We start from the raw sequence: 24,727 nt of genomic DNA on the forward strand, positions 1-24,727 counted from the left end.
CAGAGACGATGTCTCTGCCCGGCCTTTGAGCGTGCGTCAGATCACCCTGCGCCTCACAGATGCTTGCGACGGCTGCGCGCCAGCAGCATCAGACCCGCCCCGCCGAGCAGCACAGCTGCTCCGAACAGCACCGCTCCGATGGTCTCACCGGTACGGGCGAGACCGCCCTCGTCTGTCGGCGGCGCCGTGTTGAACTCGTTCGTGATCGTCACGGTCTGAGCCCCCGGCCGGTCGTCGACGGTGATCTCTCCGTCTTGCGGGTCGATCGAGACGACATCGGCCCCGCCGGTCTCAGTCTCTGAGATCTTGCAGTCAGCGCCCACGAGCAGGTCGTCGATGCTCGCCCGGTAGCCGTTCTGTTCGCTCAGCTCGACTCTGCCGTCATTCGGCAGCTCGATCGGGGTCTGCTCGCCGTCCTTCTGATAGGTGCAGACGGCCTGAGCCTCGAAGGGTCCCTTGCCGTACGCATCTGCACCCACGCCGACGCGCTTCTTGACGATGTCGATGCTGCCGACCTCGAAGGTGTTGGTGATGTTCACGGTGACGGGGTCATCGTTCTCTCCACCGACGACCACTGTGCCGTCTGCCGGGTCGAGGGCGCTCGCAGTCGCACCTGCAGACTTCGTCTCGGTAACCGTGCACGACGACCCCTTGAGCAGGTTGCCGATGGTCGCCGAGTAGCCGTTGGCAGCGTTCAGTGCGACTCTGCCGTCGTTCGCCAAGTCGATCGTCTGCTGCTCCCCGTCGCGGTCGTACGTGCAGATGGCCTGAGCTTCGAAGGGCCCGGCACCATAGAGCTCGGCCCCGTCTCCGACGACGCTCTTGTCGATCTGAAGCGAACCCACGTCATAGGTGTTCGTCGCAGTCGCGGTCACGTTCGTGACTGCGTCGCCATGAGCGATCGTCACGTCGCCGCCATCTGGATCGAGACTGGTCGCTGTCGCTGCGCCGGTCTTGGTCTCGTCGACGTGGCATTCGGTGCCCGCCGGGTAGACGCCGAAGGTCTTCGTCTCGTCGGCCAGCAGAGAGAAGGTCTCGTCCAGGAGAGTCTGATCATCGTCGTACGTGCAGATCGCATGGAACTCGAATGCACCGGTGCCGTATTTCTCGGCACCTGGACCGTTGATCTTCTTCCCCACTGTGAGGGTTCCGGCGTCATAGTGGTTCGTCACCAGCGTGCTGACGACGGCGGAAGCATCCGTTCCGACGTTGACAGTCGCCGAACCATCGTCATTCTTCCTGACGTTGTCACCGGTGATGACGGTGCTGTCGGCCTTGTCGCTGTCGGTCTCGGCGATCGTGCAGTCACTGCGCGCCGGAATCGTCTTCGCCGGTGCAGTCCAGGTGCCATTCGGCTCGAGCGTGAACTCGACCCGATCAGCGTCGCCGAACCTGACCGTCTGCCCATCGGAAGTCGTGCATCGCACGGCGAACGCGAAGGGTCCGAAGGTGCCGGAGTCTGCCTGCGTGTCGACCTTCTTCGTGACGCTCAGCCCTGACCACTGGTAGTCATTGGCGAGATCTGCGACCTGAGCTGCCGGCACCTTGTTGGTGGGCTCTCCCTTGTCGCTGGATCCTGAGGCGTAGGCATCCGGTTCGCTGATCTGCAGGGAGACGCCGTCTGCCGGGTTACGCGTCGTCTCTCCGAAGTGCCCGGCCTCGCCGTCCTCCTTCACATCGCAGGATGCTCCCACCGGAATGCCCGAGACGCGCTGAGCCGCGTAGGTGCCATCGCTCTGCTTTGTGAGCGTGACCTGCTTGGACGTCTGGCCGCCGAAGGTCAGCGGTACCTCCGTCTGCCCATCCTTTGCCGGGATCGTGCACACGACGTTCGCTGTGAACGCGTTCGGTGCGTAGGCACCGGCCTCGCCGGTCACCGCCTTCGTCACCTCGATCGATCCGGTGCGCAGATGTGTGCCGACGAGGCTCGGCGCGATCTTGTCGGTCTTGTCACCGGTGTAGAGCAGACCGAACTGGTTCCAGGCGAACTGGTCGAGAGCAGGAATGTCGGTGGCGGCACCAGTGACGTCCGCGGCGCTCTTCGGCGTGTTGCGGCTCGAGTAGGTGACGTCGGCACCCTGCCCTGGCTTCAAAGCGCCCTGGGAGGAGGTCGTGAAATCGAGTGTGACTCTGATTCCGCTGACTTTCGACCAGTCGGTGTCTCCGTCGGCCGCTGTCCAGCTGTTGGCCGCACAGGCGCTACCCGCTGCGGGAAGGGTTCCCCAGGTGGCGACACACGCATTCGCGTCGCTTGTGACCTCGACGGTCTGCGTCGTACCGGCCGGGGCGCCGATGACCTGCAGATCATCCAGGAGCTGCGGGCGATATGCGCTGCCGCGGTCGTTGCCGCTGGCGACCAGGTACTTGTCACCCGGAACCGGCAGCTGGTCGAAGAACTGCGCCCGCTTCACATCGGTCGTACCCGCGTTGACCATGTGCAGAACCCATTGGTCAGTGCCGTTGATCGTGCTGTTGGCCGCACACGGTGAGCGGTAGTAGCTGCGCCCGTTGTACCCCTGCAGAGACGACGTGCAGTTCTGCGTCGGGTCCAGAGTGTTCACCGCTCCGTCCAGAGCGCCGTTGACGCCCTTGACCACGTAGAGGTTCTCACCGAGAGTCGGCGATACGTAGTCCGAGGTCTGAGCCCCGTCCTCTCCGTCGGCAGTGACCGCACCGGCACCGTTGTTGGGCTTCGCGTCGCTCACGCTGTCCAAGGTCTGCTCGGTGAACGCCGAAACGTTGTTGGTGACTCTCTCGCCGGATGCCGGTCCAGGCTGCAGTTCGAGCCAGATTCGGATCACAGCTGTCTCACCAGGCTGCAGGCGAGAATCGCCCTGCGGCCAGGTGAACACGACTTTGCCTGCCGCGGAGGAATCCGTGGTCGGAGCAGTCTTCAGAGATCCAGGTGATCCGTCCGGCAGGGTTCCGGGGGTGAACTGCACTGGATGCCCCGGATCTGCGGGACTGCCCGAACCGGTGAATTTGAGCGCTGCTGGCAACGTGTCAACGACCTGAGTGAGATCGAGGAAGCCCGTGCCGGCGTTGCTGATCGTGATGTCCCACGGCACCATGGATCCGACAGACGCCGAACGCGCACCGCCATTCGCCAGTTTGTCGATCGCGAGCTTCGCGGTGCCTGTCGTCCAGGTGACCGGAGCCGTCGCAGGCTTCTCATCGCTGGTGTCCAGCAGGCCCGTGCTCTGCGCGGTCACCTTGTCTGTTGCACTGTCCGGGAAGGCGACAGCGGCATCTCCTCCACGCACGGTGTCACGCAGCACGGCGGTAAACGTCGCACCCGCGCTCCAGTTCGGCGTCGTCGTCGAGAACACCGAGCCGTCGGCTCTCGTGAAGGTGAACTTCAAGCCCTGAATCGCGCTGTAGTCGGCTGCGTCGACGGGAACGGCGAACGTGCCCGCCGTCTTGGGCTGCGGCTCGCTGTCCTTCCAGCTCAGAACGTTGCCCGCGCCGAACGGCCCGTAGGCCGAGACGACCACACGATCGGCACCAGCCGGGAATGTGACTGCGCCGAGCCCGGTGAAGTCGAAGTTCGTCCAGAAGCCGTCCGAGCCGTTGTCTCCGTCAGGCTGATCGGTGATATCCACGCGAGTCGGAGACACGGATGACGCCCCCTGATCTGCTGTCAGCGTCACAGTCTGGGCAGCCTTCGGATCAACGGCAGTGATGCTGCCGCTCGTGATCGACTTCCCCGGCTTCACATCGATCGTTCCGGTGGTGTAGTTCACGGTTGCATCGTCTGTGTCACCGGTCTTCGTGTCTGGCGCGAGCACCGGATCATATGACTGTGCGAACACACGGTTCTTGGAGACCTTCAGTTCGTCCGCCTTCGGCACGAATTCTGCACCGGTCGTGCGCAGCGTGTCACGCACCTGCGTGTCGATCGTGATCGACAGTGCGTTGCCGGCGCTGATCGTCCCGCCCGTCGAGACGGGGTCGGTGCCCTGATAGGTCACTGAGATCCCGACGACGTCGGCGAGGCTCCCGGCCGGAAGCGCGTTCACCTCGGCCGCGGTCGACTCGCTGAACGAGTATTGTCCGGTCTCGCTGCCCGGAGCCCCGGGGGTGAAGTGCAGCAGCCAGACCTTCGACTTCGTCAGATCCACCTCGTCGGCGACCGAAGCGCTGACGGTGATCTTGGTGATGTTCTGCCGATTGAAGGGGTTGGGCGTGCCCGGGTCGGTGTCCATCGCACCAGACTGCACATCGGCGTTGTCCAGAAATGGATTCGCCAATGCGCCCGCCGCGTCGCCCGCTGACGGGCAGGCGGAGAGATTCGTGTCATCACAGGGAGTCGGGTCGGTCACCCGCACGTATGACGCACGACTCAGAGCGTTGTTGTGAGCCGTCAGCGTGTAGCTGTTGGTCGGGTACTGGGCAGCAGGAACGGTTGCCGGCGCAGGCACCTGAATCGGCTGCTGAGCCCTGGTGTCTTTGGTCACCGCCACTGACGGATCGTAGTTTCGAACGACGATCGTGTCGTCATCTTCGTCGTGCGTGGTGCCGTTGGCCGTCGTTCCGTCGATCGCGACGGAATTGTCGACGGCGCCCAAGCCGTTGTTGAGTGCGCTGTTCGCCGTGACGAACGACCCGTCTGAGCGAGTTTTGTTGCGCAGCGTCCAGACGAGGTCGAACGTGCGATCAGCGCTCGATGCTGCCACGCCCGACCCCGGTGCCGGGGCGTAGGGGTCGGTACCGTTCTCAAGGGCTGCTGTTCGAGCGACGTCGTTCGGCACGACCGTGACCCGCACGGCCGTGGAGTTCGCTTTCTCGTCGGGGGTCAGGCGGTAGCCCTTGAAGCTGCCGTCGGGCTGCTGCCAGGCGCCGCCCGTCGGGGCGACCGTGTGCCACGCTCCGTTGGAGTACAGCTCGATCGACGCGACCGTGTCGTACTTCATGAACCACCCGTTGGAATAGGCGTCGTTCGAGACCTGCACGCCGTTGACAGCGGTGAGGTCGAACGCGTCGAAGACGGTGTTCTTCGGCGTTTCGAGGTCACTCTGCGGGTCTGTGATTCTCGCCTGTGTGATGCCCTTGCTGACACGCCAGTTCAAATGCGTGGTGGCGACGTCACCGGACTGTGCGGCAACGGAGTCACGATCCCACACCTTGCTGATGTGGCTGGCCGGCCCGGTTCCGTGGTCTCCCGGGTAGACGATGACGCCGGTATCGGCCTGGGCGTCGTCGGTGCCGGAGATCTCTGTGCCGTCGTCCGTCGTTCCGGTGCCCTTCGTGGTCGCCGAGTTCTGATACTTGGTCGACTTCTGCTGGGCGTCGTCGTCGCCATCCGTTTGATCCGTCGGCGTCGAAGCATCGAGTCGCGTGTTCTCTCTGGCTGTATAGCTCACGTACGGGCGCACTGTGGCACTTGCGGGGAACGGATCATCGGCAGGCTTCTCGAACGTGAATCGGATGCCGGTCAGAGAGTCGGCGGAGACTCCGTTCAGCTTGGCCGCCAGATCGGCGGCGCTCAGCTGGTACAGCGACGCGCCGGTCTGTGCGTCTTTGGTGTCCAGGGTGATCCAGCTCCCGTCGGCCTTCTGCACCTCGACCGTCAGCGATGCTCCGGCAGGTACCTGGGTCGGCTGAATCGAGGCAAGGTCGAAGGCGTTCCAGAAGCCGTCTGCAGGTTTGTCGTCGGCCCATGAGTCCTCGACGACGATCTTCGTCGGCTTGACGTAGTCAGAACCCGACTCGGCAGTCGACTTCATCTCGGCGACCACTTCCTGGCCCGGCTCGACGTTGTCGGCCGGCTTCAGAGTCTTGTCGAGATGAACGTTGACAGCGGGCTTGATGATGGTCAGGTCGGCCGAGTCGGAATCGGTGCCGGTCTGGCCGTTCGCCGCCTCGACGTTCGATGTGGCGGTATTGGTCGAGGTCAGCGTGGTCTCGTCTCCGAAATCGACGTCGCTCGTGGTCGAGACCCTGAACTTCACAGTCGTCTGACCATTGCTGATGATGCTGTTCGTCTCTGCGCCGAACACGACGTCGAATCCGGTGACGACGCCAGCCGGAGTCTGCGGGGTGTCTCCGTCGGCGAAGGCGACCTCCTTCGTCGTGCCGTCGCTCATGTGGAAGACGACCTTGCCGCTTGTGGCGCTGTCGGGGTAGGCGATCGGATCGGTGAATCCGGAGAACTTCGTTGTGTCGGAGAAGAACCCGGAGTTGTCCGAGATCGTCAGAGTCTTGACCGGTGATGCGGTGTTCTTCGCCAGGATCGTGCCGGTCGTGGTGTTGCCGGCCGGCAGGCGGCTGGGCGTGAACGACTTGTCGACGCTCGTGGCGATCGCGCTCGGAGCCACCGTGTACGTGGCGTCATCGGTCTTGACCTCGCTCTTTGCGTCGCCCTTGGCAGTCTGCGCCTGAGCCACGTTGGCGATGGTCGACGTCTTCGTCGACAGATCGCTGTCGTCGTTGCGGTCGGTCGCTCGCTGCACCAGCTGCAGCTGGATGTCGTCAGCCGCACGGGGCGCGAGGGCACCCTGATAGGTGAAACGCAGGCCGCCGACCTCGTCGTTGGTCACACCTGCGGGCAGCACGAAGTCGACGCCGGGTGTGCCGGTGACCCAGTGCCACTGTCCGTCCTCGCCCTTGACGTAAGCATCGACCTGCACGGTATCCGCCCCGGCCGGTTTCTGAGAAGTGCCGAACCCCGTGAAGTCGGTGATGCGGAAGGGATTGTTCTCGGCGAGAGCAGCGGCGCCGTCGGTTGCGTCAGAGGACTGCGGCTCCTGCACGACGAGGCTGTCGACCGTGACGTTGGAGGTGTTCGACGACTTGAGCGTGATGGTCGATGCATCACCAGGGTTGTATGAGGCCTTGGCGGGCGTCCAGCCCTTATCGACTGCCGCATCGATTCTCTGATCGACCTTGACGACGACATCGGCCGAGTCTTCGTCAGCGCGTGAGTTGTCGGCGGTGCTCTTCGCAGTGTTGGTGATCGTCTGGCCGTTGCGGGGGTCGTCGGGCGAGAAGTCGGCCGGCACCTGCAGCGTGACATTGATGTGGGCGGTCGTGCCGTCGGCCAGGCCCTTTCCACCGGGGAACGCCTGATTCAGGTCGAGGACGAATCCGGTGTCGGCGCCCACAGTCTGGGGCTGTGGCACGGTGCTCTCACCGTCTTTCCAGGTCACCACACCGCCGACCTCGTTCGGAGTCACCTCGACACCATTGATTCTGAAGCCCTGGAGTTCGGATGGCAGTCGGTCGACAGCCTGAGCGTTCAGGCAGTTGCTCTCAGAGCACTTGAGATCGATCTGATAGGTGAATGACTGGCCGGGCTCAAGCGTCCTGAGATCTGCTCCGTCGACAGACTTGCTGATGGCCAGGTATTCGGGCAGTTCGTCAGCGACCGCTGGCAGTGCCTGCGCCAACGAGCCGATCGCCGGCGCGAAGCCGCTGACGACGAGAGCGAACGCACTGACGATTCCCAGCATCCCACTCAGGAGGCGTTTGCGCCTTCCACCGTTCGTCGCAGGCTGTTCCTGCACGTGCCTCTTCGCCCCTATGCCCATGTCTTTGTCCTTCATTCCATCCCCGTGCACGCCAAGGCGCCCTCACTGTCCGAATCCATCGGCTGCGGAGAGGGCAGACGCACTGTGCATGAGAATAGGCAGCGGTTCTCCAACAGAAGTCGGTTTCTGGAAGAATTCACCCCAAGAATCACCCCGCCTTGACAGCTGTCATTCACGGGGTATGGCTATTGGGTATACTCGCAGAGTTGCCGTCTTCGGATGCGCGACGCCTGGAGGATTCGCCTAGTGGCCTATGGCGCTCGCTTGGAAAGCGAGTTGGGTGCAAGCCCTCAGGGGTTCGAATCCCCTATCCTCCGCTGTGCTAATGTTGCAGTCGGCTCCTCGTGTGACGACATCCAGGCCAATTCCCCCAGGGCGGAAACGCAGCAAGGGTAACCGGGCTCTGTCGGGTGCGCGAGGAGTCTTTTCTTTTCTCAGCACACCGGCCATCGTCTCTGCACACCAGTACGACGTGCGCGTGTTCGCTCACAGATGTACGGCATCCACCGTTCGTGTCGTACCCGACGGGTACTCTTGACACGTGGTCACCGCACTCTATCGACGCTATCGCCCAGACACCTTCGCCGACCTCATCGGTCAGGAGCAGGTGACGGCTCCCCTGTCCACCGCGCTGCGCACGAATCGTGTGAACCATGCCTATCTCTTCTCCGGGCCGCGCGGCTGCGGCAAGACCACGTCGGCACGCATTCTGGCCCGCTGCCTGAACTGCGAGCAGGGCCCCACTGACACCCCATGCGGCGAATGCGCCAGCTGCCGCGAACTCGCGACCGGCGGGTCCGGCTCACTCGACGTCATCGAGATCGACGCAGCCAGTCATGGTGGCGTCGACGACGCCCGCGACCTTCGCGAGCGCGCCGTGTTCGCCCCGGCACGTGACCGATACAAAGTCTTCATCATCGACGAGGCCCATATGGTCACGGCAGCCGGCTTCAATGCGCTGCTGAAGCTCGTCGAAGAGCCGCCAGAACACGTGAAGTTCATCTTCGCGACCACCGAGCCAGAGAAGGTCATCGGCACGATCCGGTCGCGCACGCACCACTATCCCTTCCGGCTGGTGCCCCCTGCCACGATGCTGCCGTTTCTCGAGAAGATCCTGTCTGCCGAGGATGTCTCGGCTGAGCCCGGCGTGCTGCCTCTGGCCGTGCGTGCGGGCGGCGGTTCGGTGCGTGACACCCTGTCGGTGGTCGACCAGCTCATCGCGGGCTCTGAGACCGGCACGATCTCGTATGCACGCACCATCGGACTCCTCGGCTACACGCCCGGCGATCTGCTCGCCGAGGTGATCGACGCCATCGGGCGGCAGCAGGCCGAGCAGCTGTTCCTCAGCGTCGACAAGGTGGTGCAGACAGGTCAGGATCCGAAGCGCTTTGCCGAAGACGTGCTCGAACGACTGCGCGATCTCATCGTCGTGCAGGCCGCCCCTGACCAGGCGCAGGCGATTCTGCGCGGCACGAGCCAAGACGAGCTCGATGTGCTGCAGCGCCAGGCTCGCGAGTTCGGCACGGCCGAGCTGTCGCGCGCTGCAGACATCGTCAATCACACGCTGAACACGATGGCGGGCACCACGAGCCCGAGGATGCAGCTCGAACTCATGTGCGCACGACTGCTCGTCCCAGCCGCCGATGCGAACGAGCTCGGCGCCCTGAGCCGCATCGACCGCCTCGAACGCCGCATCGGCGTGCAGGGTGCCGCCGCAAATGGTGCCCCGAGCAATCGTGGAGGTGCACCACAGACTGCTTCGCCAGAGCCCGCAGCGCCTCAAAGGGCGCAGCCGGGGCAGGAGACTGCCCCGCAGCCTGCGGCACAGGCCGAGGCTCAGCCTGCAGCCCGACAGTCGGTGCCAGCGCAGAGTGCCGAGCAACCGAAGGGGTCAGCCCGGCTTTCCCCCGCTCCGTCCGAGAGCCCAGCGGGCAAGACCTCGGCCCCGGCCAGCGCTCCCGCGCCCTCGACGACGCCGCCGGCTCCCCCAGCCGGCGCTGCCGCCCCTGCCTCCGGCGAGAGCACGACCGCCCAGCAGCAGCCGAGCGCACCGGCAACTGTGCTCACGCTCGATCAGATTCGAGCCAGTTGGGATCAGGTGCTCGCGCATTTGGAGGGTACGAACCGTCGCGCTTGGATCGTTGCGATTAATGCCAAACCGGTGGCTTTCCACGACGACGTCCTGACTCTGAGCTTCGCTTCGTCGACAGACGCCGAGAGCTTCCGCGGCAGCCGCACCGGGTCGAACCCGGCCGCAGACGGCGTACGCGATGCGCTGCAGCAGATCTTCGGCATCCGGATGCGTTTCATCGCGCACAGCGGCAGCACCCGACCCGCCCCGCAGGTGACCGGCAGTCCCGTCCCTCGCGACGCCGGCACCCCCGGGTCTGCCCCTGCAGAGCCGACGAGTCCGACAGCGGGCGATACAGCCGCATCACCCTCAACAGCGACGGCGCCAGCGAAGAACTCCGCAGAGCCTTCGGCCCCGCCGTCGACCACTCCGCAGCCCGCCTCCGCTGCCGCCGACGCTCCTTGGCCAGAAGAGCTCCCGCCCGAACCTCCCGAAGACGAGTACGGTGGTGCTCCTGCCCCGGACGATCTCGATTCCGAGACCCCGCAGTCGGCCGAACCGCCCACCCCGCCTCCTGCACCGACGCAGCAGTCGACCACCCCACACCACCGAGCGCAGTATGGCGAAGCCGTGATTCGCCAGATGCTGCATGCGAAGCCGATCGACGAGCGCTGAGCGCCCGCCACGCGCCGGGAGTCACCTGTCACGAAGCACGAACAGTAGGAGCACATGTACGAAGGTCTGATCCAGGATCTGATCGACGAGCTGGGGCAGCTGCCCGGCATCGGCCCGAAGTCTGCCCAGCGCATCGCGTTCTTTGTCGTGCAGGACGAGCACTACAATCCGACCAAGCTCGCGCAGACGCTCGCGGCCGTGCGCGAGCATGTGCATTTCTGCAGCATCTGCGGCAACCTCACCGAGACCGACGTCTGCAGCATCTGCAGCGACGCTCGACGTGACCAGACGGTGATCTGCGTCGTCGAAGAGCCCAAAGACGTGGCCGCGATCGAGCGCACCCACGAGTTTCACGGTCTCTATCATGTGCTCGGCGGCGCGATCAGCCCGATCGACGGCGTCGGCCCCGATCAGCTGCGCATCACGAGCCTGATGCCTCGGCTCGCCGACGGCACCGTGCAAGAGGTCATCATCGCGACCGACCCCAATCTCGAAGGCGAGGCCACGGCCACCTATCTCTCCCGGCAGCTCAGCTACCTCGACATCTCAGTGACCAGACTCGCCTCCGGCCTGCCCGTGGGCGGCGATCTCGAATATGCAGACGAGATCACGCTCGGCCGCGCGTTCGAGGGGCGACGCAGTCTCTGACGCATCAAGGCCCCGGCCACACACAGGCCTCGTGAGCGCGCAGCGCAGACGTCCGTCTCACCGCCTGTCGCCGGAGGCGAGAGTCGTCGACTGGCTCACTCGCTTCGTGTGCGAGTGAGCAGGTCGGCAAGTGCAGCCGCCGAGAGTTCGGCTGCGTGCCCGTCGCCATAGGGGTTCGAAGCATGGGCCATCCTCGCCCACGCCTGCGAATCGGTCAGCAGCTGCTCGGTCTCGGCCACGATGCGGTCGCGATCTGTGCCGACGAGCCGAACCGCGCCCGAGGCCACCGCCGAGGGGCGTTCAGTCGTCTCGCGCAGCAGCAGTACCGGCACGCCGAAGGTCGGCGCCTCCTCCTGCACCCCTCCAGAGTCACTGAGGATGACATGGGCTCGGCTCATCGCGTGCACGAAATCGGGATAGCTGAGCGGCGTGGTGACGATGATGTTCTCGCAGCTGTCGATGAAGGGTGCAAGCGTGGCATGAATCATCGGATTGCCGTGCAGCGGAATGAAAATGTCGATCTCAGGATGCGCCGCTGCCAGCGCCGCGAGCGCCGCCCCGATGTGCCGCAGAGGTTCGCCCCAGTTCTCGCGGCGATGCGTGGTCACCAGAATGTACGGGCGCCCGCTGTCCAGCAGGGCTCGCAGCCGCGGGTCTGTGACGGGCAGATCCTTGGCTGTGATGTACTTCAGCGCATCGATCACGGTGTTGCCGGTGACGATCACGCGGTCAGCTGGGATCCGCTCCTCCAGCAGGTTGTGTCTCGCGCGCTCTGAGGGGGCCAGGTGCAGCGATGCCACGAGCGAGATCAGGCGCCGGTTGGCCTCTTCTGGAAAAGGCGAGCGGATGTCCCAGCTGCGCAGCCCGGCCTCCATGTGCACCAGAGGCACATCCCTGTTGAAGGCTGCGATCGCGGTGCCCGCCGCCGTTGTCGTATCGCCCTGAACGACGATGCAGTCAGGCGGTTCCGGCGCCTCGACGATGAGTCTGTCTACCCCGGCGATGACCTTGCTCAACAGCTCGTTCACGCCCTGCCCGGGCTGGAACACGTCAAGATGGTCTGTCAGCGCCGGGTGCAGATCGAGCACCTCGTTGACCTGCTCGAGCATCTCTCGGTGCTGTTTCGTCGAGATCGCGACTGGTGCGAAGAGCGGCGAACGTTCGAGAACGTGGACGAGCGGGGCGACTTTGATGCCTTCGGGCCGCGTGCCGTAGATCACCCAGACGCGCAGCGGATGGTCAGCTGCCGCTGCAGTCGCTGTCACTGTCGTCGGGTCGGGCTGCGTCATGGCGAGAGGATTCCTTTCGATGGCTGATGCCTCGTCCAGGGCGCGGTCAGACGGACAGACTGAGCGCGGGGTCGTCGTCGATCGGCTCTCTCGCCGTCTTCGACCAGGACTGTCTGTGCAGCAGCTGCCGCAGGGCGGCCTGATACACCACCGGATAGATTATCCAGCTGTAGATCACGAAGCAATGCGCCAGCGCGATGGCCAGCAGCACTCGCCACGGGCCGTTTCCACGCAGCGAGGCGAGCATGGCGGCCACGCCGGGCGCGAATGACATGAGATAGAACATGACCCCCGTGATCACTGCGATGTGCAGATGCTCGATGTCGATGGCGACGTAGACGACGCTGAGCGCGACGGTGGCTCCGACGAGCGCCTGGGTGCATGGGGTGAGCAGATACCAGATCTGGTCGGCACGTGCGAGCGGCCTCATGCCGGTGCGCGGCTGGGCGATCAGGCGAAGCGCCTGCCAAGTGCCCTGAGACCAGCGCACACGCTGTCGGTAGAGTCGGCGAAGCGAAGACAGCCCCTGCTGCGACACCCACGTCGAGTTCTCCTGGCGCCCTTTCCATCCCTGTTCCAGAAGACGCACGCCGAGATCCTGGTCTTCGGTCAGACGGTTGCGCCACGGGCCGCACTCGTCGGCGATCGACTGCAGAGCTCTCAGACGGTTGAACTGCCCGTTTCCGCCCATGTTGGCGGTGTCGAGCGCCGAACGGCCGCGTTGATAGACCCAGCCGAAGACGGCGAACTCCAGATCCTGCACCCAGGGCAGCACACGAGCACGGTTGTAGATGCGCACGAGCACCTGCACGCCGCCGACACGCGCGTCGTCGAAATGAGGAGTCACCGCCCGGGGAGCGTCAGGCTCCAGACGACCGTCGGCGTCGACGATGACGATGACGGTGTGCGCCTCGTCGAACTGCGCGAGAGACGAGGTCGGGTCACTGCGCTCGGCCAGCAGATGGCGGTAGGCCGCGTTGAGCGCTGCTGCCTTCCCCTGGCGGGCACTCGGTGGTCTTCTGGTCAGTACCAGCACGTCGTCAGAGGCCGAGGTGATCTCGTCGAGCACCGCGCCTGTGCCGTCCTCTGACCCGTCGTTGACCACGAGGATGCGTCGGTGCCGAACGTCGACCGCCTGCAGCCGCGTGACCGAGTCGCGAATGGTGGTCTCCTCGTTGAGTGCGGGAACGACGAACACCCAGAGGTAGTCGTCGGTCGCCTGGGCCGGCCCTGAAGAGCCGTGGCGCGAGGTCGCCCGAGCCCCCTTGGCCATCAGCCACAGCTCCGAGAGGATCGATATCAGAATCGTGACGAAGACCACCCAGTAGACCGTCTGAAGAATCGGAGGCAGCCCGCTGAAGGGGTTGATCGCGACAAGAATGTCACGCAGTGACTCCAGCTGCGACATTTCGGCACCGCCTCGTCGATGTTCTCGGGGCACAGGTGTCATGCCCCTCATCACAATAGTTGCTCAGTATGAGAAAGACGTGTGCGACGACCCACCCTGCCGTGGGCGCGCAGCACCGGTTAGACTGGAGTTCGGCAGTCATCCGACGCGTGGGGCCTCGACGGCGCTGCGCGCAGAGATCTCGGCCACCGCAGACTCAGACAAGGCAGGGAAGACCGCGTGGCACTCGTCGTACAGAAGTTCGGGGGATCATCCGTCTCGGACGCAACGGGCATCAAGCGCGTCGCCAAGCGCATCGTCGAGACGAAGAAGGCCGGCAACGACGTCGTCGTCGTCGTCAGCGCCATGGGTGACACCACCGACGAGCTCATCGACCTCGCACACGAGGTCTCGGTCACTCCCAGCGGCCGCGAGCTCGACATGCTGCTCACCGCCGGAGAGCGCATCTCGATGTCGCTGCTCGCGATGGCCATCATCGCCCTCGGGCAGGAGGCCCGGTCGTTCACCGGGTCGCAGGCCGGCCTGGTCACCGACGCCATTCACGGCAACGCCAGCATCGTCGACGTCACGCCCAAGCGCGTGTTCGAAGCCATCGAAGACGGGGCCATCGCCATCGTCGCCGGCTTCCAGGGGTTCAACCGCAGCACCGGCGACATCACCACGCTCGGTCGAGGCGGCTCGGACACCACCGCCGTCGCGCTGGCCGCGGCCATGCACGCCGACGTCTGCGAGATCTACACCGATGTCGACGGCGTCTTCACCGCAGACCCGCGCGTCGTGCCCACCGCGCACAAACTCGACTTCGTCACCAGTGAAGAGATGCTCGAACTCGCCTCGTCGGGCGCGAAGGTGCTCTATATTCGCGCCGTGGAGTTCGCCCGCCGTCATCACGTGACCCTGCACGTGCGTTCGTCGTTCAGCAACAAGGCCGGCACCATCGTCGCCGAGCCCGAAGAGGGAGAGACCGTGGAAGCACCCATCATCACCGGAGTCGCCACTGACAAAGACGAGGCGAAGATCACCGTCATCGGGGTTCCCGACAAGATCGGTCGCGCCGCCGACCTCTTCAAGGTCGTCTCTGACGAGGGCACCAGCATCGACATGATCGTGCAGAACATCTCGGCCGCGGCGACTGGTCGCACAGACATCTCTTTCACCCTGCCGACCGGCGACGGCCCCCGGGTGGTCGCATCGCTGCGTCGTCATCAGGAGGCGCTCGGCTTCGAGTCGATCCAGTACGACGACCAGATCGCGAAACTGGCAATCGTCGGCGCGGGGATGCGAACGCATCCCGGTGTCTCGGCTCGCTTCTTCTCTGCGCTGGCTGACAACGACATCAACATCGAGATGATCTCGACCAGTGACATTCGCGTGTCAGTGGTCACCCGGCTCGACAGCCTCGACGAGGCCGTGCGCGCCGTGCACACCGCTTTCGGCCTTGACGCCAACGGCGAGGCCGTGGTCTACGGAGGAACAGGACGATGAGCACCTACACACATCCCACCCGCCCGCTGAACGTCGCCGTGGTCGGCGCGACCGGCCAGGTCGGCGGTGTCATCCGACGCCTGCTCGACGAACGCGACTTCCCGGTCGATCAGCTGCGCTTCTTCTCGTCACCACGCTCTGCCGGCAAGACCCTGACCTGGCGCGACCGCGAGATCATCGTCGAAGACGTGACCATTGCATCCGCCGACGATCTCGCCGGCATCGATCTGGCGCTCTTCTCGGCAGGCGGCGCGGCGTCACGCGAGTACGCGCCGAAGTTCGCAGCCGCCGGTGCGATCGTGGTCGACAACTCATCGGCCTGGCGTGGCGATCCGGATGTGCCGCTGATCGTGCGCGAGGTGAACCCGCATGCGCTGGCTGGGCTGCGCAAGGGCATCATCGCGAACCCCAACTGCACGACCATGGCGGCCATGCCGGTGCTCAAGCCGCTGCACGATGCGGCCGGGCTCAAGAAGCTCGTCGTGAGCACCTACCAGGCGGTGTCGGGCTCCGGTCTCGGCGGCGTCGAAGAGCTCGCTTCGCAGGTCGAGGCCGTGGTGAAGCAGGACTTCCGCCAGCTCACCTTCGACGGCGACTCGGTGGAGTTTCCGACACCTCAGAAGTACGTCGCGCCGATCGCCTTCGATGTCGTGCCGCTGGCCGGCAACCTCGTCGACGACGGCTCGCTCGAGACCGACGAAGAGCAGAAGCTGCGCAACGAGAGCCGGAAGATCCTCGAGCTGCCCGAGCTGCGTGTGGCGGGCACCTGCGTGCGCGTGCCGGTGTTCACAGGCCATGCGCTCTCGATTCATGCCGAGTTCGAACGCCCGATCTCACCAGCGGATGCCGAGCGCGTTCTGGCAGCCGCGCCTGCCGTCGAGCTGAGCGCGGTGCCGACCCCGCTGCAGGCCGCCGGAGCGGACCCGAGCTTCGTGGGTCGCATTCGGCAGGATCAGACCGTCGACGACGACCGTGGCCTCGTGCTCTTCGTCACCAACGACAACCTGCGCAAGGGCGCGGCCCTCAACACCGTGCAGATCGGCGAACTGATCGCCGACGAGCGCTTCGGCGCCTGAGCAGCGCGATTTGACCCGGCGCTATGATGGATGAGGTGTCGGCGTGCTCGACACCCCGTCGGCGAAGAGGCCGGCACGAGGCCGAAGTGAAACTGGAGACCCGTCAGTGACTACACCGCTTTCCCGCAACGACCGCGACGTGATTCTCGTCGGGGCGGGCATCATGAGCGCAACGCTCGCCACCTTCCTGAAGATTCTGCAGCCCGATTGGTCGATCGAGGTGTTCGAGCGCCTGCCCGGCGCTGGGCGTGAGAGCTCAGACCCGTGGCACAATGCGGGTACCGGCCACTCGGCGCTGTGCGAGCTGAACTACACACCGCAGGCCGCAGACGGCACCGTCAGCATCGACAAGGCCGTCAACGTCAACGAGCAGTTCCAGCTTTCGCGCCAGTTCTGGGCGCATCTCGTGAACGAAGGCCACCTCGAGGCCGACCGTTTCATCCACACCGTGCCGCACATGAGCTTTGTCATGGGCAAAGAGCACAGCGACTTTCTGAAGGCACGCTATGAGGCGCTGAAAGACCACCCGCTGTTCCAGGGCATGGAGTTCACCGGCAACAAGCGCACCATCCAGCAGTGGGCGCCCCTGCTGATCAAGGGCCGCGACGGCGAACAGCAGGTCGCTGCGACGCGCACCGAGGCCGGCACCGACGTCGACTTCGGCGCACTGACCAAGAGCCTGCTCAGGTTCGCCGCCGAGCGCGACACCTCGATCACGTACAACGCCGAGGTTCGCGACGTCCAGCGTCGGGGCGACGGCCGTTGGTCGCTCAAGGTCAAGAACCGCGGCAACGGTGCAACCGAGACGTTCACCGCGAAGTTCGTCTTCATCGGGGCCGGCGGCGGTGCCCTGCACCTGCTGCAGAAGAGCGGCATCCCCGAGATCGCCGGCTTCGGAGGGTTCCCGATCAGCGGTGAGTTCCTGCGGGCCAAGACCCCAGAGATCGCCAAGCGACATCACGCCAAAGTCTACGGTCAGGCTGCTGTGGGCGCACCGCCGATGTCGGTGCCCCACCTTGACACCCGCTACGTCAACGGCGAGCAGCATCTGATGTTCGGCCCGTACGCGGGCTGGTCTCCGAAGTTTCTGAAGAGCGGCTCCTGGACCGATCTGCCCGGCTCGATTCGCTTCGGCAACATGGTGCCCATGATCGACGTCGGCCTGCACAACTTCGACTTGGTGAAGTACCTCGTCGGCGAGGTCGCGCAGAATCACACCAAACGTGTCGAGGCCCTGCGCCAGTTCTACCCCGAGGTGAACGGCGACGATTGGGAGCTCATCGTGGCCGGCCAGCGGGTGCAGGTGATCAAGAAGAAGGGCAAAGGCGGCGTGCTCCAGTTCGGTACCGAGGTCGTGGCATCGTCAGACGGCTCAATCGCCGGCCTGCTCGGGGCTTCGCCGGGCGCCTCGACGGCAGTGCCGATCATGCTCAAACTGCTGAAGCAGGCGTTCCCGTCTGAGTTCGACGGCGCCTGGGCCGAGCAGATCAAGACCCTCGTGCCCACCTACGGCACGAACCTGAGCGATGACGCAGATCTGGCGGCGAAGACGTTCGCGTCGACGGCGGAGGTGCTCGGACTCACTGCGTAGCCCCTGACCGCAGTCTCTCAGCACGTCCGACGGGGGCGGCCCGCGATGCACATCCGCGCCGCCCCCGTCTCGTCTGTTCCGTTTCCACACCTGTAACAGCGACGGTCTACACTTGGCGGGTGACTTCCACACCCCCAAACTTCTCTGAGAACCCAGACGCCCAAAAACGCGCTGGAGAGGCTCCCCTGCCGTCAGAGCCGCCGACCACGACCGGTGCGTTCGACATCCCCATGCACACCCGTGTGCTCAGCGGGCCGATGCGCACCATCGCCCTGCTCTCGCTGGCCCTCGGCGGGTTCGGAATCGGCATGACCGAGTTCGTCACCATGGGCATCCTGCCGCAGCTGGCCGAGGGCCTGCTGCCCGATCTCGCCGCCAGCGACCCCGAGGCCGCGAACGCGAGCGCGGGACATCTCATCTCGGCGTATGCGGCCGGCGTCGTGGTTGGGGCTCCGCTGATCACCGGGCTCACGGCCCGCTGGCCGAAGAAGCGTCTGCTGCTGGTGGTGCTGACCTGGCTCGTGCTCTCGAATCTTGCCGTCGCACTGCTCACCACGCTCGGGCAGGTCGCGATCGCGCGTTTTCTCTCGGGCCTGCCGCACGGGGTCTACTTCGGGGTGGCGTCGATCATCGCCGCGCGACTGATCGGCCCGGGAGCGCAGTCGCGCGGAGGCGCGTTCGTGCTCGGCGGCCTCACGGTGGCCAACGTGATCGGCGTGCCGCTGGGCACGTTTCTCGGGCAGCAGACCTCATGGCGCTCGGCATATCTCGTGGTGGCGGCGACGTTCACGCTCACATTCGCCTGCATCGCCGTCTTCGTGCCCAGCGACCGGGGCAATCCGGATGCCAGTCTTTCGACCGAGTTCAGTGCCTATCGCCGTGTGCAGGTGTGGCTGACGATCGGCATGGGTGCCGTCGGGTTCGGCGGATGGTTCGCGTTCTACAGCTACATCTCGCCGATCGCCACAGAGGTCGCCGGCATCGAGCCGGTGTGGGTGCCTGCGGTGCTGGTGGTCACCGGGTTGGGCATGACGTTGGGCAACATCCTCGGTGGGCGCTTCGGCGACCGCAGCATCTTCTTCACGATCCTCGCGTCGTTCGCGCTGATGCTCGTGCTGATGTTCGCCGGTCAGTTCGTCTTGGGGCTGAAGTACACCGGCAGCTTCTTGATGCTCTTCGCGTTCGTGTTTCTCATGGGCATTGGGTCTTCGATGCTCGGGCCGGCCGCCCAGTCGAGGCTCATGCAGGTCGCACCGGGCAGCGAGACGATCGCGGCGGCCAGCCATCACGCGGCGTTCAACATGGCCAACTCGATCGGTGCGTTCTTAGGCGGGCTCGTGGTGGCATCCGGCGCCGGCTATCTGTCGACGCTGCAGCTGGGCATCTGGCTGACCCTCGGCGGCATGGTGTTCATGTCTGTGTCGTTCGGGCTCGATCTGCGACCGCGACGGCAGCGTCTGGCCTGACCACTCGGGATGCCCCGGCAGTCGGGAGCCCGCCAGCGTCAGGTGCAGGTGCGTTCAGCGTTCAGCGTTCAGCGTTCAGAATTCAGAATTCACGGTTCACGGTTCACGGTTCAGAGTTCAGAGTTCACGATTCAGAGTTCATGGTTGACGGACACCGGCCCCGACCGGCATCCAGACATGGCAGATGTCGTCTCCCTCACATCCAGACATGCCAAATGTCGTCTCCCTCACATCTAGACATGCCAAATGTCGCCCCCACGCATCCAGACATACCAAGTTCCATGTCTCGATTGCTGTGGCTGACATTTGGCATGACTGGATGCCCCAGCCGGGCGTCGTGGGGGCTGACAAGCGACATTTGGCATGACTGGATCACAGGGACCGTGACCGTGTGCGCCACGCCATGCCCGCCGACCATGCCGTTTGCGCTCAGCGGCCCACGAGGTGGAAGAATGTGAGCATGACTGAGAACTACGCCAACGATGAAGCCGTCGAGAACGCCCTGCACCGGTACAAGCAGGTGCTCTGGAACGCCGTCGACGAGGGTTCGACGGTCGATGACGCGATTGAGGCCGGTCTTGAGGCGATGGAAGACAACGACACTTTCCAGGAGCTGCTCACCGACGACCCAGACGACCTGATTCAGGCGGTCGATGCCGAACTGGCTCGCGATGCCGAAGAGGACGAGGGCGACGATCTTGACGACTCACTCGACGACGAGTGACCTCGGGGGCCAAGCCGCTCGCACCAAGTGACTTGGCAGTACCTCAGGCGCCGAGCGAACCTGCATCGGTCGTGCTGACGTCGATGCGCGAGAAGTTCAGCCATGACCGCGACGCCGTCGGCCCACGCTGTCCCTGGTAGTGCGACCCGTAGCTCTTGGAGCCGTACGGGTGCTCCACCTCGCTCGACAGCCTGAAGAAGCAGAGCTGTCCGACTTTCATGCCCGGCCACAGCTTGATCGGCAGCGTCGCCATGTTCGACAGCTCGAGCGTCACGTGGCCGCTGAACCCGGGGTCGACGAAACCGGCCGTCGAATGCGTCAGCAGCCCGAGACGGCCCAGCGAACTCTTGCCCTCCAGCCGGGCGGCGATGTCGTTCGGCAGGGTGACCTGCTCGAATGTCGCCCCCAGCACGAACTCGCCGGGGTGCAGCACGAACGGCTCGTCACGATCGACCTCGATCAGCCGGGTCAGCTCTGACTGTTCCTCGGCCGGGTCGATCACTGGATATTTGTGATTGTCGAACAGACGGAAGTATCGATCGAGACGCACATCCACGCTCGCAGGCTGCACCAGTTTGTCTTCGCTGGGCTCGAGTTTGATGCGCCCTTCGGCAAGTTGACGGCGAATGTCGCGATCGGAAAGCAGCATGTCACCAGTGTAGACGGCGCATTCCCCATCGCTCTCCACCGATCAGCCGATCGCCTGGAGCAGGATGCCCCCGACTGCGCCCAGAATCACCACGGCCCACGCCGGGGTCTTCCACGTCATCAGCAGTGCGAAGCAGACCAGCGCGAGCACGAACGAGGTCGGGCCGGTCACCCCGGTGATGAAGACCGGGCTGTAGAGCGCGGCAGCGAGGATGCCGACCACTGCTGCGCTGGCACCGCGCATCAGACCGGCCGCCCAGGCACGGGTGCGCAGGCGATCCCAGAACGGAATCACACCGAGCACCAGCAGCATGCCCGGCAGGAAGACGCCCGACAGCGCGATCACACCGCCGGCCACGCCGCCAGGGCCGAACGACGAGATCGCTCCCAGATAGCCGGCAAAGGTGAAGAGGGGACCCGGCACGGCCTGCGCGGCACCGTAGCCGGCGAGAAACTGCTGCCCGTCGACCCACCCCGGGTCGACCACACCGGCCTGCAGCAGCGGCAGCACGACGTGGCCCCCTCCGAACACCAGGGCACCCGACCGGTAGAAGACGTCGAAGAGCGACACTGCGGCCGACCCAGTCGTGATGGCGACCACTGGGCCGAGCACGAAGAGCAGGGCGAAGATCACCAGGCAGCCCGCCCCAAGACGGCGCGACAGACGCAGCCCGCCCACCGTCGATGTGGTGCGCACCGCGTCACGGCACCACAGCATCCCTGTGACGGCGCCCATCGCCAGCGCCACGATCTGCCCGAGCGACCCGGCCAGCAGCAGCGCACATCCTGTCGCCGCGACCGCCACGCCCACGGTTCGGCGGTCGACGAGCAGCGACCGGGCCATGCCCATCACGGCCTGAGCCACGATCGCGACAGCCACGATCTTCAGCCCCGAGAGCAGCCCAGCGCCCAGCGGCCCCGTGAACCACTGTGCGCCGAAGGCGAAGGCGATCATCAGCGCAGCCGAGGGCAGCGTGAAGCCCACGAATGCCGCGAGGCCCCCGAGCAGCCCCGCACGCCGCACGCCCAATGCGAAGCCGACCTGGCTGCTCGCCGGCCCGGGCAGAAACTGACAGAGCGTGACGAGATCGGCGTATTCGCGATCGCTGACCCACCGTCTGCGCTCGACGAGGTCGGCGCGAAAGTACCCGAGGTGCGCGACCGGGCCGCCGAATGAGGTCAGCCCAAGGTGCAGAAACGCCCAAGCGACCTCCCAGACGCCGCCTTCAGCTGTCGAGCGAGCGGGCGCGTGACCAGAGGCAGCGTCGTCAGACGACGAGTCATCAGCAGCAGGGCGGTCGGCGTCGAAGTCACAGGCGTCAGGGCTCACCGCAGCATCGTGCGACACGCAGATGAACGCCCGCTGAACGATCCGCTCACACCGAGATCGGCAGCAGCACGGCGCCGGTCAGCAGCCCGGCCACGACGAGCGCCCAGAACCCGACGACGAACGTCAAGTCGCGGGTGCGCCACGGAATCTCATATCGCTCGGTGCGCGAAGATCCCGCACCGAATGCGCGCGCATCCATCGACAGGGCGACGCGCTCGGCATGGCGGATGCCGCTGGCCAGCAGGGGCAGCGCATACCCGGCCGCCCGACGCAGCACGGCGATCGGCCCGCGACCGTTCGAGACGCCGCGCACCCGATGCGCCCGCCTGACCTGCTCCAGCTCCTGCCCGAAGCGCGGTACGAAACGGTAGGCGGCGAGCGCCGTGTAGCCCAGCCGATAGGGCACGTGCAGCCGCCGCACCAGCGCCCGAATCGTGTCGACGCCGGTCGCCGTCAGCCCCGGCAGCATGCCGAGCGCCGCCACCGTGCCGACGCGCAGGGTGACGCCCAGGCCGATCAGCCACATGCCGGTGGTGAACCGCCAGTCGCCGATCTGCCAGAGCGTCTGCTGCTGCTCGGCTTTGGTGGGATCCATCCACAGCCCCACGCTGATCGAGAGCGCCGAGATGCCCACCACGATGCCTCCGATCACCGCAGTCAGCCGCCGCCAGCCCGCACCGGATCCGACGATGACGACGAGCAGCACCACGGTCAGCATGCCGAGCAGCGCACCGATGTCGTGCAGGGCGAGGGCGACGACGGTCAGCGGCAGCATCGCGATCAGCTTCGCCACCGGGTTGAGTGTGGCCAGCGGCGCCCAGCGGGGTCGCTCGCTCGCCGGAACGGCCGGGTCGAACATGCTGGTCGTGGTCGGTCGCGGCCGCGGCCGTCGTCGCGGCCGTCGTTCGGCGGATGCCGTGGTCGCCTCGTCTGGCAGCGACGGGCCCGACGATGATCGGCTGATTCTCGCCGCTGCCGGCAGCGAGAGCCCGTTCCTGCCGGTCGGCCCTGTCTGCAGCTGCTCGAGCTGCTGCAGCCTGGCGACCATGTGCCAGCCCGGAGCGCGCACTGCGGCCATGGCTCGTGCCAGCGGCGGTCGCAGCAGACCCGCACGTTCGAACGCATCACCGGCCAGCACCTCGGCGGTCGGGCCGAAGGCCTCGAGCCGACCGTCGTTCATGACCGCGACGTGGGTCGCCTGCTCTGTCACGAGCTGCATGTCATGGGTCACGATCACCACGGTCGAGCCCGCATCGACGAGTTCGCCCAGCAGCGCGACGAGTTCGGCCGCCCTGGCCTGATCCTGCCCGTAGGTGGGTTCGTCCAGACAGAGCACGGGAGCACCGGTGATCAGCGCGGTGCCCACCGAGAGGCGGCGTTTCTGCCCGCCCGAGAGCAGATACGGGTGCATCTCGCAGAGGTCTTCGAGCCCGAGGCGTCGCAGCATTGCGTCGACTCGCGCTGCGATCGTGGGCTCGTCGAGTCCCTGCAGATGCAGGCCATGAGCGAGTTCCTCGCGCACCGTGGGGGTGATGAACTGATGCTCCGGGTTCTGGAAGACGAAGCCCACTTCACGCGCGAGTCTCCGGGGTGAGGCCGTCGCCACATCGAGCATTCCCCGATCGGAATATATCCGCACGCTGCCCTTCGGCGGCGACACCACTCCGGCCATGCGGTGCAGCAGCGTCGTCTTGCCTGCGCCGTTGCGGCCGACGATCGCCACCAGCGAGCCGTGGGGCACCTGCAGCGACACGTCGTCGACGAGCGGCTCGTCACGTTCGCGAGCATGTGCGCTCAGATGCCGCACGTCGAGTGCCACGCCGGCGGCGGCCGCGTCTTCGCCGACGGCAGTGCGGGTCTCCACCGTTTGCGACGCCGCACTCGGCTCTGCCGGCAGCGCGCCGGAGGCGACCCCGGCATCCACCGCGGCCGTCAGCTCGGCCGGAGTCAGCGGCAGCGGCCGCAGCCCGAGCCGTCGACCGGCCACCGTCGAGACGGGCAGCCAGACGCCCAGTCGGTCGATCTCGTCGGCATGGGCCTCGAAGACGCTGCGTGCGGGCCCGTCAAATCGCACGCGTCCGACCGCGTCGAGCACGATCACCCGGTCGACGATGCTCATCGCCTCGTCGAGGTTGTGCTCGATCAGCAGGATGCCGTGGGTGCGTTCAGCGGCGATCTCACGCAGCAGCGCGTAGACGTCGACCACGCCCTGCGGGTCGAGGTTTGCGGTGGGCTCATCGAGCACGATCACCGGTGAGCCGAGCGCCAGGGCGCAGGCGATGGCCAGCCGCTGCCTGCCTCCCCCGCTGAGGTCGCCCGGGTCGTCGCGGCGGCGATCCCACAGGTCTACGCGACGCAGCGCGCTCTCTGCGGCGACCAGGATCTCTGCACGAGGTCGCTGCAGGTTTTCGAGTCCGAAGCAGACCTCGTCGAGCACGGTGGCGGCGACGATCTGCGCGTCTGAATCCTGAAAGACCATCGCCACGTCGGTGGCGATCTGCGCGACACGAGCACCGGCGACGTCTGTGCCCGACACAGTGACCGAGCCGGTGACCGTGGCCGACACTTCATGCGGAATCAGGCCGTCTAGCGTGAGCGCCAGTGTGGACTTTCCCGCACCGGAGGGCCCGAGCAGCAGGGCCACCTCTGCGGTATGCAGATCGAAGGTGACGCCGTCAGGCGCAGCCTGTGCGCGCTGCGGGTATGTGACGCCGAGGTCGTGCACCTGCACGATGGTCTCGCCCCCGACGAACGGGGAGGACCGGGCACACATGTCTCAATGGTCGC

General features: G+C 65.7%; 13 protein-coding genes, 1 tRNA gene and 1 other RNA gene. 9 read left to right on the plus strand and 6 right to left on the minus strand.

Annotated features, from left to right (window positions below; all coding sequences use genetic code 11):
- Positions 1–53: 53 nt before the first annotated feature.
- A complete protein-coding gene (locus F8O06_RS10795; RefSeq protein WP_158038568.1) occupies positions 54–7,544 on the minus strand; it encodes a DUF5979 domain-containing protein in 7,491 nt (2,496 codons plus the stop codon).
- Positions 7,545–7,761: 217 nt separating this feature from the next.
- Between F8O06_RS10795 and F8O06_RS10800 the strand changes: the two genes are divergently transcribed.
- From F8O06_RS10800 to recR, 4 genes are all read left to right on the plus strand, one after another.
- Positions 7,762–7,846, plus strand: a tRNA-Ser gene (locus F8O06_RS10800).
- 16 nt (positions 7,847–7,862) lie between these two features.
- Positions 7,863–7,959: signal recognition particle sRNA small type (ffs, locus tag F8O06_RS10805), an RNA gene on the plus strand.
- Between the two features lie 111 nt (positions 7,960–8,070).
- The gene (locus F8O06_RS10810) at positions 8,071–10,275 is read left to right on the plus strand and encodes a DNA polymerase III subunit gamma and tau (RefSeq protein ID WP_158038569.1); all 2,205 of its coding nucleotides are present in this window, start codon (positions 8,071–8,073) and stop codon (positions 10,273–10,275) included.
- A gap of 54 nt (positions 10,276–10,329) precedes the next feature.
- Positions 10,330–10,923, plus strand: a complete 594-nt coding sequence (gene recR / locus F8O06_RS10815) for a recombination mediator RecR (RefSeq protein WP_158038570.1) — start codon at positions 10,330–10,332, stop codon at positions 10,921–10,923.
- A gap of 95 nt (positions 10,924–11,018) precedes the next feature.
- Here the strand turns inward: recR and wecB are convergent, their stop codons facing one another.
- Positions 11,019–12,212: a non-hydrolyzing UDP-N-acetylglucosamine 2-epimerase gene (gene wecB / locus F8O06_RS10820; RefSeq protein WP_158038571.1), complete on the minus strand. Its 1,194-nt coding sequence runs from the start codon at positions 12,210–12,212 to the stop codon at positions 11,019–11,021.
- Positions 12,213–12,258: 46 nt separating this feature from the next.
- Positions 12,259–13,620, minus strand: a complete 1,362-nt coding sequence (locus tag F8O06_RS10825; RefSeq protein WP_192496929.1) for a glycosyltransferase family 2 protein — start codon at positions 13,618–13,620, stop codon at positions 12,259–12,261.
- A 219-nt stretch (positions 13,621–13,839) separates the two neighbouring features.
- Between F8O06_RS10825 and F8O06_RS10830 the strand changes: the two genes are divergently transcribed.
- From F8O06_RS10830 to F8O06_RS10850, 5 genes are all read left to right on the plus strand, one after another.
- On the plus strand, positions 13,840–15,105 hold the full coding sequence (locus tag F8O06_RS10830) for an aspartate kinase (RefSeq protein ID WP_158030637.1): 1,266 nt from the start codon (positions 13,840–13,842) through the stop codon (positions 15,103–15,105).
- A complete protein-coding gene (locus F8O06_RS10835) occupies positions 15,102–16,181 on the plus strand; it encodes an aspartate-semialdehyde dehydrogenase (RefSeq protein ID WP_158038573.1) in 1,080 nt (359 codons plus the stop codon). Before F8O06_RS10830 ends, F8O06_RS10835 begins: the two co-directional genes overlap by 4 nt.
- 106 nt (positions 16,182–16,287) lie before the next feature.
- A complete protein-coding gene (locus F8O06_RS10840) occupies positions 16,288–17,772 on the plus strand; it encodes a malate:quinone oxidoreductase (protein ID WP_225733481.1) in 1,485 nt (494 codons plus the stop codon).
- A 119-nt stretch (positions 17,773–17,891) separates the two neighbouring features.
- Positions 17,892–19,238 carry an MFS transporter gene (locus tag F8O06_RS10845; protein WP_225733482.1) on the plus strand — a complete coding sequence of 449 codons (1,347 nt, stop codon included), beginning with the start codon at positions 17,892–17,894 and terminating at the stop codon, positions 19,236–19,238.
- 460 nt (positions 19,239–19,698) lie between these two features.
- Entirely contained in the window at positions 19,699–19,962 is a 264-nt protein-coding gene (locus F8O06_RS10850; RefSeq protein ID WP_158038574.1) for an isoaspartyl peptidase/L-asparaginase, read from the plus strand.
- 43 nt (positions 19,963–20,005) lie between these two features.
- On the opposite strand, the gene dcd is transcribed toward F8O06_RS10850, so the two are convergent.
- From dcd to F8O06_RS10865, 3 genes are read right to left on the minus strand one after another with little or no spacing between them, the layout of a single operon-like run.
- On the minus strand, positions 20,006–20,611 hold the full coding sequence (gene dcd / locus F8O06_RS10855) for a dCTP deaminase (RefSeq protein ID WP_158038575.1): 606 nt from the start codon (positions 20,609–20,611) through the stop codon (positions 20,006–20,008).
- Positions 20,612–20,653: 42 nt separating this feature from the next.
- The gene (chrA, locus tag F8O06_RS10860; RefSeq protein ID WP_158038576.1) at positions 20,654–21,940 is read right to left on the minus strand and encodes a chromate efflux transporter; all 1,287 of its coding nucleotides are present in this window, start codon (positions 21,938–21,940) and stop codon (positions 20,654–20,656) included.
- A gap of 46 nt (positions 21,941–21,986) precedes the next feature.
- On the minus strand, positions 21,987–24,713 hold the full coding sequence (locus F8O06_RS10865) for an energy-coupling factor transporter ATPase (RefSeq protein WP_158038577.1): 2,727 nt from the start codon (positions 24,711–24,713) through the stop codon (positions 21,987–21,989).
- Between the last annotated feature and the right edge of the window lie 14 nt (positions 24,714–24,727).

The sequence above is a fragment of the Pseudoclavibacter sp. CFCC 14310 genome (assembly GCF_008831165.1).
GTDB lineage: Bacteria > Actinomycetota > Actinomycetes > Actinomycetales > Microbacteriaceae > Pseudoclavibacter_A.